Origin of the sequence: Pseudomonas sp. CC6-YY-74 (genome assembly GCF_002025205.1) — a bacterium.
GTDB classification, from domain to species: Bacteria; Pseudomonadota; Gammaproteobacteria; order Pseudomonadales; family Pseudomonadaceae; genus Aquipseudomonas; species Aquipseudomonas paeninsulae.
In genome coordinates this window covers 559,300-574,059 of record NZ_CP019947.1, presented here as the reverse complement: position 1 = coordinate 574,059, position 14,760 = coordinate 559,300, and the positions used below count along the sequence as shown (strand labels likewise).

9 protein-coding genes, 1 tRNA gene and 1 pseudogene are annotated in these 14,760 nt (G+C 60.3%); 1 reads left to right on the top strand and 10 read right to left on the bottom strand.

All coding sequences use genetic code 11. The features are described from left to right. Window positions 1-102: 102 nt before the first annotated feature. The 3 genes and pseudogenes from B2D37_RS02645 to glaH all read right to left on the bottom strand — a co-directional run bounded on the left by B2D37_RS02645 (window position 103) and on the right by glaH (window position 3,997). On the bottom strand, window positions 103-1,470 hold the full coding sequence (locus tag B2D37_RS02645) for an aspartate aminotransferase family protein (protein ID WP_079201265.1): 1,368 nt from the start codon (window positions 1,468-1,470) through the stop codon (window positions 103-105). 237 nt (window positions 1,471-1,707) lie between these two features. Beyond that, window positions 1,708-2,936: pseudogene (lhgO, locus tag B2D37_RS02640) on the bottom strand (L-2-hydroxyglutarate oxidase). An 83-nt stretch (window positions 2,937-3,019) separates the two neighbouring features. Continuing rightward, window positions 3,020-3,997 (bottom strand): glutarate dioxygenase GlaH, encoded by a 978-nt coding sequence (glaH, locus tag B2D37_RS02635; protein WP_079201264.1) that lies wholly within the window; start codon window positions 3,995-3,997, stop codon window positions 3,020-3,022. A gap of 190 nt (window positions 3,998-4,187) precedes the next feature. On the opposite strand from glaH, the gene csiR reads away from it, so the two are divergent. Next, entirely contained in the window at window positions 4,188-4,907 is a 720-nt protein-coding gene (gene csiR / locus B2D37_RS02630) for a DNA-binding transcriptional regulator CsiR (RefSeq protein WP_079201263.1), read from the top strand. Between the two features lie 107 nt (window positions 4,908-5,014). Here csiR and B2D37_RS02625 read toward each other — a convergent pair whose 3' ends face one another. The 7 genes from B2D37_RS02625 to B2D37_RS02595 all read right to left on the bottom strand — a co-directional run bounded on the left by B2D37_RS02625 (window position 5,015) and on the right by B2D37_RS02595 (window position 14,547). Continuing rightward, complete coding sequence (locus B2D37_RS02625) at window positions 5,015-5,974, bottom strand: helix-turn-helix domain-containing protein (RefSeq protein WP_079201262.1); 960 nt, start codon at window positions 5,972-5,974, stop codon at window positions 5,015-5,017. A gap of 97 nt (window positions 5,975-6,071) precedes the next feature. Next, window positions 6,072-8,162: a hydantoinase/oxoprolinase family protein gene (locus B2D37_RS02620; protein WP_079201261.1), complete on the bottom strand. Its 2,091-nt coding sequence runs from the start codon at window positions 8,160-8,162 to the stop codon at window positions 6,072-6,074. A gap of 35 nt (window positions 8,163-8,197) precedes the next feature. Next, complete coding sequence (locus B2D37_RS02615) at window positions 8,198-9,943, bottom strand: hydantoinase B/oxoprolinase family protein (RefSeq protein WP_079201260.1); 1,746 nt, start codon at window positions 9,941-9,943, stop codon at window positions 8,198-8,200. 250 nt (window positions 9,944-10,193) lie between these two features. Continuing rightward, on the bottom strand, window positions 10,194-11,372 hold the full coding sequence (locus tag B2D37_RS02610) for a porin (RefSeq protein ID WP_079201259.1): 1,179 nt from the start codon (window positions 11,370-11,372) through the stop codon (window positions 10,194-10,196). Between the two features lie 147 nt (window positions 11,373-11,519). Further along, window positions 11,520-12,881, bottom strand: a complete 1,362-nt coding sequence (locus tag B2D37_RS02605; RefSeq protein WP_079201258.1) for a cytosine permease — start codon at window positions 12,879-12,881, stop codon at window positions 11,520-11,522. A 604-nt stretch (window positions 12,882-13,485) separates the two neighbouring features. Continuing rightward, window positions 13,486-13,561, bottom strand: a tRNA-Thr gene (locus tag B2D37_RS02600). Window positions 13,562-13,704: 143 nt separating this feature from the next. Further along, complete coding sequence (locus B2D37_RS02595) at window positions 13,705-14,547, bottom strand: S1 RNA-binding domain-containing protein (protein WP_079201257.1); 843 nt, start codon at window positions 14,545-14,547, stop codon at window positions 13,705-13,707. Window positions 14,548-14,760: the final 213 nt, after the last annotated feature.

Sequence of the window (14,760 nt, the reverse complement as noted above, 5' to 3'; positions counted from 1 at the left end):
TCCTTCGCAGGCTGCATTCAGTGCGGCTCAGCTATTTTTCAAGCTATGGATTTAAACAGAGGAGAGTGGAACAAAAGTAATACTCCCCTCCCCCGGATTGATCTAACCAACCCACTGGGTGGTGTCGTCCAGAGCCCTGGCAAAGCGCTCCAGAATCAGGCCGACTTCCTGCTCGTTGACGATTAACGGCGGACAGAAGGCCACGGCATCACCCATGGCGCGAGTGATCATCCCGTGCTCTTGTGCACGTGCCGCCATGTGGCGACCCAGAGTGCCTAGGCTATGGTAAGGCGCCTTGCTGGCACGATCGCCTACCAGTTCGACTGCAGCGATGAGGCCACATCCGCGAACTTCGCCGACCAGGGGATGGTCGGCGAAGTCTCGCAGGCCGCGCTGCAGTAGCTGGCCCATCTGCGCCGCGTGCTCGACCAGGTTGTCCTCTTGGATGATCTTCAGATTTTCCAGGGCCACGGCGCTGGCGACCGGATGACCGCTGCCGGTGAAGCCATGGCCAAGCGAACCGAGCGCCTGGCTGTGATCGGCGATGCCCTGGAACACCGGGTCATTGATCAAGATCGCCGCGATCGGCTGATAGGACGAGGACAGCTGCTTGGACACCACCATGATGTCCGGCTGGATGCCGAAGGTCTGGCTGCCGAACATCTGCCCGGTACGGCCAAACCCGCAGATGACCTCATCGGCGATCACCAGGATGTCGTACTTGCGGCAGACCGTCTGGATCTTCTCCCAGTAGGTGCGCGGCGGCACTATGACACCGCCGGCGCCCATCAACGGCTCGCCAATGAACGCAGCGATGGTGTCCGGGCCTTCGGCGAGAACCTTCTGCTCCAGTTCGGCGGCCAGGCGGTCGGCGAACTGCTCTTCACTTTCACCGGCCAGGGCGAAACGGTAATGGTGCGGGCAGCCGACATGTAGGAAGCCCGGCAGCGGCAGGTCGAAACCTCGCTGGTTGCCCGGCAGGCCGGTCAGGCTGGCGCTGGCGATGGTGATGCCGTGGTAGCCGTTGACCCGGCTGATGAACTTCTTCTTGGCCGGCAAGCCGCGCGCATTGTTCAGGTACCAGACCATCTTCACCACGGTGTCGTTGGCCTCGGAACCGGAGTTGGTGAAGAACACCTTGCTCATCGGCACCGGCGCCATTTCGATCAGTTTCTCGGCCAGCTCGATGCTCGGGCGGTGCGATTTGTGACTGAACAGGTGATAGAACGGCAGGGTGTTGAGTTGCTGCTCGGCGGCCTTGATCAGACGTTGATTGCTGAAACCCAGCGCGGCGCTCCACAACCCAGCCATCGCCTCGATATAACCCTTGCCCTGATCGTCATAGACATAGATGCCCTCCCCTCGCTCGATGATCAGCGGGCCGACCTCCTGATGCAGGCGGGCATTGGTGTAGGGGTGCAGTTGATACTGAATGTCTTTTTCTGGCAGCGAGGACACTGACTGGTTCATGGCGCGCTCTCAAGATGACTAACAAGCATGGTTTCTGGGGGTAGCCGTATAAGCAGGCACCCGGCTTTTGATCACACTCACGCACTGCAACTCGGTAATCAGCTCAGCAACGCTGACTTGGCTCGGGAGCGTTGAGTGCACTGGTCGACAGCCTATTAGGCTGAGCCGGAGCGAGGCTTGTCGTCTGGTGCACCGTCTTGTTCGTCCCAGCGCACTGTCGCATTCGCCCCGAGTTGCTTATGCGGGGTGTTTGGATGTTGCAAATCCAGGCAGTCCCTGCAGCTGTGCATCAATCTGCTTGATGATGTAGGCGCCGATCGGAATGGCCGAGGTGGCCGCTGGCGACGGTGCATTGCAGACGTTGACGCTGCGCCGGGTATTGCGGAACAGGAAGTCCTCGATCAGCTTGCCTTCCTTGGACACCGCCTGGGCGCGGACCCCGGCCGGGTAGGGCTTGAGATCCTGTACCTGGAGGCTGGGGCAGTACTTGCGCACCAGTTCCAGATAGCCGCGTTTGTACAGCGAGTTCTTCATCTCGATCAGGCCGGGGCGCAGGTTGTCCTTGAGCACTTTGAGAATGCCCGGGTGGTCAGCATCTCGAAGGTGTCGGCCAGGGAGATGTCGCGCTTGCGATACCCCTCGCGCTTGAGCGCCAGCACCGCATTCGGGCCGACCGTCACGCTGCCGTCGATCATCCGCGTCAGGTGCACGCCGAGGAACGGCATGGACGGATCGGGAATCGGGTAGATCAGGTGGTTGACGATCCGGTTGTGCTGCTCGGGCAGCAGGTAGTACTCGCCACGGAAGGGGCAAATGCTGAAGCCCGGGTCTAGGCCCAGCAGGCGTACCATGCGGTCGGCCATCAGACCCGAGCAGGTCACCATAAAGCGTGCGCTGTATTCGCCCTGCTGAGTTTTCACCCGCATCTCGGCCGCTGTCTCTTGCAGGCCGATGACTTCGCTGTCGTAGCGAATCTCGCCACCGTGCTTCTGGAACTCGCGGGCCATGGCGGCGGTGACCTCGGCATAGTTGACGATGCCGCTGGAGGGCACGAATATCCCGCCGATCCCGGTGATATTCGGCTCACGCTCCCTGAGCTGCTCGGCCGACAGCCACTCACGCTCCAGCCCGTTGGCCGCGGTTCGCTCCCACAACGCGCGCATGCGCTGCATTTCCACCTCATTGGTGGCGACCAGCAACTTGCCGCACTCATCGTAGGCAATGCCCTGCTCATCACAGAACGACTTGGTGGCGCGGTTGCCTTCCAGGCAGAACTTCGCCTTCAGGCTGCCAGGCGTGTAGTAGACGCCGGCGTGGATGACCCCGCTGTTGTGCCCGGTCTGGTGCTTGGCTGGCCCGGACTCTTTCTCGAGCAACAGGATTTTCGACTCTGGGTAGGCCTTGATTAACTGCATGGCGGTCGACATGCCGATAATGCCGCCCCCGATGATCACAAAATCGTACACCGCTATCACCTCTACTCGATCTGTGTTGTCCAGTGGACAAGCGACAAGGGCTACACCGCGTAGCCCTGTCCAATTAATGGCAATTATTGACCTTGCTGGTGGCCGAGCTTGGGGTAGCTGAAGTAGCCGCGTTGGCGCATCAGCTCACGACGCAGCCCCGGATGCGGGGTGAAGCGGTCGCGGCCATGCAGCCAGTACAGGTTATTGATCAGCAGGAAGCAGCCCACTGGCACCGGCACGGACAGCTTGTTTGGGCTGCCCTCCAGGGAGATCGACAGGTCGGTCAGCCAGTTGCCTTCATCGAAGTCCTTGGGCTGCACGAATTGGTCGATATAGCGCATGGTCGGCCGCCCTTCGGCGTCGACATCGAAGATCGCATGAAACACGTCCTGGTCGACCTTCTTACTCGGCGGCGCAGTCCAGCGCATGACCCGCCGCGCCAGCGGATGATGGAAGAAGGCATCGCGGTCCTCCCAGTCGTCCAAGTGCAGGATCAGCGAATTGCCACCTTCGATGTTCTGCTCATCAATTTTCATCATCAGCACGTAGTCGGTGATCTGGTCGACGAAGGTCCCATCGTTGTGCAGCTCCATCACCCGGTGCGGCTGGCGCAGGTAGCTGTCGGAGTTGTCGATGTTCTCGACCACGAAGCGCGCGTAGAACTGGCCGCTCATGGCATCGAAGTTCGAGCGCCCCAACAGATGCGCCACCGCCGTGGACAGCTTGACCATGTCATCGGCCTGGGCCACATCGTCCAAGCCCTCGGGCCTGATCAGCATGCCGCCCGTGGTGCGATCCATCAGGGTGTTGAGCAGCACCGGACGCAGGCTGTTGCCACACAGATCATCGAGAATCCTGGCGCAGCGAAAGCGCAGGAAGGACTTGTACTCCAGCGCCTGCACCGGCCACTTGGCCACCGCCGCGCAGAAAGCCTCCACCGTCGCCTTGGCGAAGGTCAGTTCGAGCAAACGGGGCGACTGCGCGGAGGGCGCCAGAGAAAAGCCATGAACGGCAGTCGGTAGCGGCATCACGAGGTCTTTCAGTTGGGTAAAGGCATTCATGGCAGAGTCCTGACGAAGATGATCTGTGCGCCGCTCTAGGACTTGCCAGGGCAGCGGGGACAAAGTTATCGCCATTAAATTAAAATGTCTACGTTTTTTACAAATGTAGATAAACACTTCCTATGTCTCCACTTAGTAGATATTTCGGCACTTGGGTATGATGGGCAAAATCCGTTGAGGAACATGGCTTATGGATACCCTCGCCCCCCGGCAAAACTCAGCAGTCAGCGGCTATGAGTGGCTCAAGCGGGACATCATTCAGGGGCTGTTCAAGGCCGGCGAAAAGCTGCGGATGAGCGCACTCAAGGAGCGCTACGACCTAGGCGTAGGCCCCCTGCGCGAGGCGCTGTCGCAGCTGATTGCGGAAAACCTGGTGGTCGCGATCAGCCAGCGCGGCTACCGCGTCGCCTCAATGTCGCTGAGCGAGATGCAGGACATCTACGACGCCCGGGCCAATCTCGAGGCACTGGTGCTGAGGCTCGCCATCGAACGCGGCGATGACGCCTGGGAGGCCCAGGTGTTGGCCTGCTCGCATACATTGGCCAAGGTGATGGAGGTCAAGACTCAGGAGCAGCTGTTGGAAATCTGGGATGCCCGGCACAAGGCCTTCCACACAGCCATAGCCGCCGGCTGTGGCTCCAGGCACCTGCTGCAGGCGCGCGCCTACCTGTTCGATCAGGCCGAGCGCTATCGCCAGCTGTGGCTGCGGCGCACGGTGCTCTCCGAGGAGGCCTTGACCCTGAAACGCCAAGAACACAGCGAGCTGGTCGAAGCCATCCTTGCCCGTGACGCAACGCGCGCAAGCGCCATGATGCAGGCTCACCTGATGACGCCGGTACCGATCATTGCGGGGATCATGCGCAGCAGCAAGCTGAGTACTTCCCTGCCCGACCCTGAACTCATGGAGTAGGTACCGCATCTCGCTATCTGGGGCTGCCTGGGGAAGTCTCAGCACGTGGGTGATCTTCGCCGAACGACTTCTACTCGCCCAGAGCACATCGGCAATCAAGTTACCGACTAATGCTTTAGCGGGACGGCTCGGGCTTCACTGGCGCTGCAACCGAAGTGCTGACGGAAATGCCGGGAAAATTGTGCCTGATCGCTAAACCCCCAGCGATATGCCAGCTCACCGATTGATAGGTGGCAGTGGGGATCGCGCAGACGTTGGTATACCGCCTCTAGTCGCTTCAGGCGAATCCATTCACCGAGGCTGTAGGGCGTGCTGGAGAATAATTTGTGCAGATAGCGAACGGATAAGCCGCAGGCCTGAGCAATATGCTGCGGATTTAGTTCAGCTGAACACACGTGTAGGTCAATGTAGTGCTCGATACGCTGCAAATGCAGGGCGGCTAGATTCGAGCTTTCACTGTTGAGAACTCGTTCATCCTGGCGCAGAGCCATTAACAGCGTCGAAAGGGCTTGCTCCAGCAGCATATGACGGGCGTCCGCATCGCATTCGTCGAAGCGCGCGGCACACATCGCCAGTTGATCAACAAAAATTCGCCCCAAGCCACGCCGAGCGTCGAAGCAGAAACGGGTGTAGCGCTCGGCTCCACGTATCTGTCCATGCAGCGCGCGCTCAGGCAGTTTGAATACCCAAAGGTCGTTGTCCGAGGAGTAGTGAAAACGATAAGGCGCATCGCCCCGCTCGAAGATGAATCCACCTGGCTGACAATGGAGCTCACGACCGTCCTGCTCGAAGTGCACCTCGGTGAGACGCGGCACCGTAACCAGGTAACAGGGTTCAGTGTCTTCGCTAACCTGACCCTCGCTGCGCGAATAGCCTAGCTGACTGGAGCGCAGGCGCGATAACGCCAATGGCGTACTGGCCGTCTTCCAGATTTTCAGACTGCCTTGGAAATTGGCGCTGGGATTGAACTCCAACGACAATGGAAAGTATGTATTGCCGATGGCTTCGGCCCAGCGCGGTTGCCTTTCACTCTCAGGCCAATACCGGGTGGACAATTGATCTGCCATGGACGGTCCTCAACTTGTAATTATTATGAGGGCGGCACCAACGTTGAATACCGTCGGTGCCGTTGTTACACCATCCTTGATTAAAGCTTCCTGACGGTCAATGACCGGGGGTCAGTTCATATGTAGCCGAGGGCGCCAAGCTGACCTGCCAGCCCGGCGGGACAACGATGTTGGTGGTCGCTTCCTCAATCACACAGGGGCCTTGAATCATCTGCCCTACTTCTATCCGGTCGCCGTTGTACACCGGGGTGTCCTGCCAGTCGTCTTGCGCACTGAACAGCATCGGCCGGTGACCGGCCGGAGTCGCGGCCGTTGCCTCGAGCGGGGTTGCAAGCTCAGGCATGGGTGGACGCTGCAACCGCGCGATGACCGAGCATTCGAGGTTGACCAGCTCGATTGGACTGTCCGGTTCACTGTAGGAGAACAGCGCCTTGTGCCGCTGGTGGAAGGCTTCGCGCAGCGCCGCCAGGCTGCTGTGGTCGAGTTGGTCGCGGCTCAGCTCGACGTTGCACTCGTGGATCTGCCCGAGGTAGCGGATCTCCAGGTTGTACTGGCAGTCGATGCGGTTGTCGCCACCGAAACCGTCGTCGCGCAGGTTGGCCATGCCACGCTCGCGCAGCTGGTGCAGAGCCAGGTTGAGCTGCTCCAGGTCGACGAACTCGTCATCCAGACGCATCGGCAGAGTAGTCAGCTGGTCATAGCGAATGTCCGAGAGAATCTGGCCGAAGGCGCACAACCCCGAAGCCACTTTGGGAATCAGTACGACCTTGCTGCCGATCTCCTCGGCCAGGCGCATCACGTGCATGCCCGCGGCTCCACCGGCACCGATCAGGGCGAAGTCACGCGGATCATAACCACGCTCGACGGACACCCGACGGATACCACTGACCATGTTGAGGTTGACCAGGGTGATGATGCCGATAGCAGCGCGCTCAACGCTTATGCCCAGCGGTTCGGCAATCTTGCTGCGGATCGCCTCGATCGCAGCTTGTCGGTTTAGCCGGATGCTGCCACCGAGCAGTGCGCCATCAGCCAGATAACCGAGTGCCAGGTTGGCGTCGGTCACAGTCGGTTCGACTCCACCCTTGCCATAACACACAGGGCCGGGGTTAGCCCCGGCACTGCGGGGGCCGACCTGGAGCATGCCGAAGTCGTCGAGGTGGGCGATAGAGCCGCCGCCGGCGCCGAGGGTTTCCACCTGGATCATCGGTACGCCGATGCGGTAGCGCAGGAAGTCGCTGTCCTTGCTGAAATTGGTGCGCCCACCTTTGCTCAGGGTGATGTCGAACGAGGTACCGCCCATGTCGACGGTGATCACGTTGTCGATACCGAAGGGCTGGGCCACGCACAGACCGGCTTGCGGGGCGGAGGCAGGGCCCGAGTTGATCGCGTTGACCGCACGCTCACGCATCACCACGCCCGGAGCCAGGCCACCGTTGGACTGGAAGTAGCGGGTCGGCTGCTGCGCGCCCAGCTCCTCGAACAGGGCGTCGATGCGTTCGATATAGCGGCCCATCACTGGGCTCAGGTAGGCGTTGACCACGGTGGTCGAGGTGCGGGTGTATTCGCGAATCTGCGGGAACACCTCGTGGCCGCTGCAGACGAAGACGTCCGGTAAGGCGGCACGCACCATGGCCATGGCGCGTTGCTCGTGACTGGGGTTGCGCACCGACCAGACGAAGGAGATCGCCACCGCCTGCACCTGTTGTTCGCGGAAGTAGTCGATGGCGGCATGGATCGCCGCCTCGTCCAGCGGGCTGTACTCGCTGCCGTCACTGACGATTCGGCCGCCAATCGGACGACGCAGGTGGCGCGGCACCAGCATATGCGCCGGTGGATAGGTGGCGTCGTAACGATGGCCGTCTTCCTTGTGGCCCAGGCGGATTTCCAGGCTGTCTTCATGGCCATCGGTGCACAGCAGGCCGACCCTGACCCCAGTCTTTTCGATTAGCGCGTTGAGCGCCACGGTGGTGCCGTTGATGCACAGATCGCAGTCGGCAATGATCTCGGCTGGCGTGCGGCCGATGGCATCGGCGATTTGCGCCAGGCCGTTGCGGATGGCCAGGGTGCCGTCATGCGGGGTGGACGGCGCCTTGAACAGCTGCACGTTGCCCTGTTGGTCGGCGAGGATGAAGTCGGTGAAGGTGCCGCCGGCATCGATGCCCAGGCGATATTGTTGTTTGCTCATGCTCGAATCCTCTGCATTGCTCAATGGGGCTGTGCTTAGTGCGCGGCGCGGTTGGCGTGGGTGGCGGCTTCATCTAGTTGGCCGTTGCCGTCGATCACTACGCCGTATTCCAGGCGCGCGCCGTCGACCGAGACCAGGCCGTTGCGCACATCGGCCAGTACCGCAGCCAGCGGACGACGCAGTGGATCGCCATAGCCGCCACCGCCCGGGTTGACGTTGATTACACGATCGCCCGGTTGCGCGGTCAGCAGAGTGTTCTGGATGTAATGGTCTTCCTCACCATCGGCATGCCGATGGATCAGGCGGCCGAGCTTGGGTTCGAGCAGGACATTCTTCGCCCCCGCCGCACCGGCGGTGGGCAGCTGCCGGCCCTCGCCGAAACCGATCACGGTCATGGCGTGTTCAAGCGGTTCGATCTCCAGGCGAGTACCGGAACCACCGCGGAATTCGCCGGCGCCACCGCTGTCTGCCATCAGGCTGTAGCGATGGATCAGCACCGGATAGGAGTACTCCAGCAGCTCGATATCGCCGGACATCAGCGCGCCGAAGCAACACAGCGGGCCGCAGGCCGGCCAGCCGTCCATGGCCTTGTTGGCGCCGGCACCGGAGATGATCGAGGCCAGCACCATGGTCACGTATTCGTCGTTGTTGCTGCGTGGGTCGCGCCCGGCGATGTTGATCCCGCTGGCATGTCCCCAGGAGGCGGTCACCCGCTCCGGAGCGGCCTGTTCCAGGGCCAGACGTACGGCGTCGGCCAGGGTTTCCATCGGTGTGGTGGTGCTGTTGACGTGCGGCGCCGGCTCCTGGGCGTTGCACAGCGTGCCGGGCGGGCCGAGGTCGACGCTGACGCAGCGATACAGGCCTTCGTTATAGGGCGGAGGCACCTGGGCGAACATCATCAGCCCGAGGTAGACCCCGGAGATCGAGTTGCCCGCGTAGGAGTTGATGAAGTAAGGCACCTGCGGCGGGCTCTCGATCAGTACGTGCGCCTCGTCACCGCGAATTTCCACCTGCGCGGTGATCGACAGTTCTCCCAGGCCATGACCGGAGTCTTCGAGAATTGCGGTGCCGCTATAGAAACCGTCTGGCACGTCACGCAGCAGGGCACGCATATGGCGGTCGGCCATATCCTTCAGCTCGGTAATGCACGCGCGGACCTGGTCGACGCCGTAGCGATCGAGCAGCTCGATCAGGTGGCGTTCGCCCACGCTGCAGGCACCGTACTGGGCATTCAAGTCGCCTTCCTGGTAGGCGCGGGCACGCATATTGGTCAGCAGCAGGTTGATCACGTCTTCACGGCGCTGGCCCTGGGACCACAACTTGACCGGCGGAATGCGTAGACCCTCGGCGTAGATTTCCTTGGCGTCCGGATTGTAGCCGGCCGGCACCGGGCCGCCGATGTCGGTCAGATGGCCCTTACAGACCGCCCAGAACACCAGTTCGCCCTTGTAGAACACCGGTTTGTACATGCAGCAGTCGAGGATATGACTCCCCATGTAGGCCGGGTCGTTGTGGTAGATGACGTCGCCTTCGGCAATGTCATCGCCAAAGAAACCGGCCACGCATTTCATCGCGGGAATCAGCGAGCCCAGGTGAATCGGGATGTCCTGCCCTTGCAGAATCATTTCCGGCAAGTGGTCGAAGAGCGCGTTGGAGTAGTCATGGGCGAGGTTGAACACGCTCGAGCGGCTGGTCTTCTCCAGCGTCAGGGTCATTTCTCGCTGGGCGGTTTCGAGCGCGCCGCGCACGACTGCCAGGGTGATCGGATCTACTGTGTTCATGGGTCACCAGAAATCTTGTTTTTATCCGGGGGGGCCGTGACGGATGTCTTGCCCACGTCACTAAAACTACGCGCGGGCATGGCGGCTGGCTTGTCGCAGAACGCACCGTTTTTTGTCCTGGGGTGTACTGTTGCTATTGCTGCGGCGAGGCAGGATCCAGTGCCCGGAGGACGGATCGCTGCGCAAAAAAAAGCCAGCACATGGCTGGCGAAAACAGGAGCGTGAGTGGTTGCTGGCGCCGCTTATGGCCTCAGAAGTAGTAACCGATGTTGGTGTACAACTGGTTTTCCCAGCGATCGCTACCGCCGGCGCCCAGGCTCTGGGTGTAGCTACTGCCGCCGATATAGGGATCGTGCTTGCCATGCAGCCACTCGACGGCGATCCACAGGTCTTTCAGCGAGAACGAGGTGCCGAGGATGAAGCGCTGGGAGTCCTCGAAGCTGGACTCATCCTTGTCGAACAGGCTGTAGTTGCCGTAGACCTTGACTCCGGAGAGCCAGCCGAGTGTGCCGGGAATGTCGTAGCTGAGGTCGGCGACATAGAGGTTGCCCTTGGCCGCGACGTTGAAGGTGCCGTCGAAGCTGCCGAAGCTGACCAGCTTGTCGCTGCCGGAATTTTCCGGGGTCATGTCCTGGCGGGTGGCTTGCAGCTGCACGCCCCAGGGGCCGTTCTTGCCCAGATAATGGGCCGCCAGGGCATTGCGCCGACCACTGTCGCCGGTGTCCTGGTTCTGCAGCGACGAGGTCAATGCCGAGGCGCCGATCTCCGACTGCCAGCTGCCAAGCTTGAGGTTGCGGGCCAGACGTCCGACCAAGATGTCGCGCTCATGGTTGTCGCTGCCGTCGACAACGTAATCGTCGGCCGTGGCGACACTGGTTGCATAGGTCCGCCCGCCGCGGCTGGTGCCTTGGCCCTGATCGGCCGGGCGCAGGTAGTAACCGAGCTGGAAGTTCCAGTCATCCTGCTGCTGGATGTATTTGACACCCAGGTTCGCAATGTCTTCCAGGCCGATCACGCTGCCCAGAGTCTCGAAGAAGGTACTGCCGGCATAAGGCAGCAGGCCGAAGGGAATCTTGTTCAGGCCCACCTGGATCTGACGGGATTCATCGAACTTGTAGCCAATCCAGGCATATTCGGCGAAGGAGATGTCGCCGATCTTGTCGGTGTAGTCGAAGGGGTAGGCCTTGCCGTAGAAACGGTACTTGGCCGCGCCTATCCAGCTGTCGGAGTTGTAGGTCGCGGTGAGGAAGGCGGTATCGAAGCTGAGCTTCTCGATATCCCGGTCGGGGTCGTAGTCGATGCGCGCGCGCACGGCGCCGCCTATGTCCAGGTTGTCATTGATAGCCACCGCGCCGGCGGGTAGCGCGAGCGATGCCAGCAACGGCAGTAATGTCAGTGTGGGTAGTGAGTGCAGGTTGATCAGGCTCATGGATTGGCTCTTTTGCATTATTAGTCTTGTTTTCAGCAGCGCAGCACCCAGCCGCGGCAGTGCCGTGGCTGGGTGCTGGATCGGGTGGGTAGCTGCAGCGAGTTGCCAGAGCCGACTGCATCGGCCCGGCGGACAGGGGCGATGGTTTCAGGTGCAGCTGGCGCGAACAAACCAGCTGCGTTTGGCGCTGTTGAGCAGCAGCCAGTAGCTGCCGAACGCGCTGACAAAGGTCACCGGCGCCGAGAAAGTCGCCAGCGTTGCGCCGCCGAAGTTCAGCAGCACTATCCCCAGGCCTGCGGCGAAGAACCAGGCGGTCAAACCGCACGGGTTGAAGGCGTTGACTCGCTCGAGGGCGAACTCGACCTTGCCCTCGAACAACTGCGAGTACTTCGGCGAGCAGATGTGTGCCAGGGCAATCGCCACCCAGGCGACCACGAAGATGCTCTGGTACGCCAAGGCCTGCAGGATGTAACTGAACACGTTGAGCAGCATCAGCAGGTAGACCAGTGCGCCGACCACGATGGCCCAAACCATATAGGGAACCTTGCCCAGGCCAAAGCGGCCGAAGAACGCATGCATATTGCTGGCCGCCATGAAGAAGTTGGCGGTGTTGATACGGGTCTGGCTGACCCAGACGAATAGCAGCCCCCAGATGCCCATCAGCTCGACGATGGCGAGCACCACCGAGACTTCCGACAGACCGCCCTGGGTGGGGATGGTGGCGGCGAGGAAGATGCCGACCAGGCCGTTGATCAGGAAGGTGAATATATAGAAGGGCAGGCCGAAGTTGAACTTGGCGTGGTAGCCGGCATCCTGCTTACGACCGAAACGGGCGTAGTCCCAGGTGTACATCATGAGAATCCACACCCCCATGAAGTAGGTGAAGCAGTCCCACCAGCCATTGCTCACCGGCCCGCTCTCAGGCCCCATTTCCAGCCAGGCGGAGCTGTAGCCGTATTCGCCGACGGCCATCACCACCACCGCGATCAAACCCATCAGGTAGAGCGGCAGCAGCACACCATTGAGCTTGTCCAGCCAGTTTTGCACGCTGCCGAATACCAGCGGCACGCTGTACAGCACCACTAGCAGATACGCCTGATTGAGCGTCAGGGCGGATACATAGTTGTGGATGGCGATGGCGATCACCGAGCCTTCGAACACGCTGTAGTAGATCGCGGTGGCGAAGAAGATCAGGGTGGCCAGTGCAGCGCCGGTGCGTCCGAATAGCACGCGGGAGAACAGCGCGACCGACAACCCGGTCTTAATGGCGTAGCGGGCAATGACGCCGTTGATGGCCGCAAAGCTTACGACAGACAATAGTAAGCCGATGATGGCATTTATCGTGCCGAAACTCATTGCCAGGGTGGCGGAAACCACCAGCCAGAACATGGCGCTGCAGATGGCCCACCAGGCCATGGTCAGTGAGCCTTTGCTCATGCGCTGTGCGTCGGGCACCGCGATGGCGGTGTAGTCGATGCTATCGCCTTGTTTTTTGATGTTTCCGGCCATGACTTTCTCTTTGTTGTTGTTTGAGAGAGTCACGATGGTAAGGGTGGCGAGCCGGCGAAGAATTGACGCTGACCGCCCGCTCTTTTGTCATTCAGTGCACAGGTCTTGTCTTATGGCGTGAGGGGATTACAGCGGTTATCCAGCCGGGGCACAGGATCAAGGTTTTTCTCACCAATCCCTCATTGCACTGCTGCGAACCGACTGCTCCAACAACCAGTGCCAACCCTTAGCTTGTGCCTTTTGCAGACTCGACTCGAAAATACCCAACTGCATTAATGTGGCCTCCATAGGCATGGAGAAGCGAACGACGTGACTAGCCAAGCAGTGTTCTTGACCAGGCCTAGCACTTTTACCCGCGGGCACGAGTTGCCTAGCACGACTGCATAAGTCAAAAGCTGAGCCAACTGACGAACAGCTGGTAGAAGGTGCGTTTCGGATTGTGCTTTCAACGTAGCTTCCTGGTGCTGCGCAGCCATCAGGAAGCTCTCGAAAGGTGCGCCTACTCAGGATAGTAAGTCAGATCAAAACCCGGACTTTTGCACCCGCGCTGCACCCATAAACAAAAAAGCACTCAACGCCATTAACGTTAAGTGCTTGATTTTATTGGTGCCGTTGAGAGGAATCGAACCCCCGACCCCATCATTACGAATGACGTGCTCTACCAACTGAGCTACAACGGCAAAATGCCTGGGCATTATTCAATGGAGTCTAAGGCCGCTCAAGCAGGTTTTCAAAAAACCGGCATCCGGCGCCCTCCTCGACCACCCTCTCGCGTCCGCTGCCAGAGCACAAGCCAGCGGCCCGCAGCTGCGGGGCAGGCGCCTTACTTGGCGGGCAACTCAATGCGGTCGTCGTGAATCACGATGCGACCCTGCTTGTACAAACCGCCGATGGCCTTCTTGAAGTTGCCTTTGCTGACGCGAAACAGGGCGCTGATGGCTTCTGGCGAACTCTTGTCATTGAGGGGCAGCACGCCATCGTGCTCGCGCAGCTTGGCCAGGATCTGCTCGCCCAGGCTGCTCGCCGCTTCCTGTCCAATCGCCTGCAGACTGAGGCTGATCTTGCCGTCTGCGCGCACTTCCTTGATGAAGCCCTTCTCCTGCATGCCGCTGCGCACGAACTTGAACAGTTCGTTTTTGTGGATCAGGCCCCAGTGCTTGCCGTTGATGATCGCCTTGAAGCCCATGTCGGTGGACTCGACCACCAGCAGATCGACTTCCTGACCCGTCGTGTAGGTGGCCGGCACGCTGTCCAGGTAACGATCCAGACGCGCAGTGGCGGTGAGGCGCTTGCTGCGTTTGTCGACAAACACGTAGACCACGCAGTAGTCGCCGACTTGCAGCGGGCGCTTTTCTTCCGAGTGGGGCAACAGCAGATCTTTGGGCAAACCCCAGTCGAGGAATAATCCGACGCGGTTGATATCCACCACTTTCAGGCTGGCAAATTGACCGACCTGCACTTTCGGTGTTTCTGTGGTGGCAATTAACTTGTCATCGCTGTCCAGATAAATGAATACATTCAGCCAGTCCTCCACCTCACTTGGCGTGTCTTTGGGGATATAGCGCTTGGGCAGCAAGATTTCGCCGTCCGCGCCGCCATCCAGATACAGACCAAAGTCGGTGTGTTTCACGACCTGCAAACTATTCATTCGTCCAATTACAGCCATGATGCCCTACCCTCTTTGCGAGCCAGACATTCTACCTGAGTTGCGGCCTGGATTCTCGACGCCGGCACGTGAACTCGCAGGACCTCGCCAGGGAACCTAGAACCGATCCGACCAGTGGGGACCATCCGTTAAGCAAACCGCTGGACGGCTCATTCCTCTGACAGAAACTTGATAAACAATGACTTACTCAGCGCCATCGGCACTATCCACACC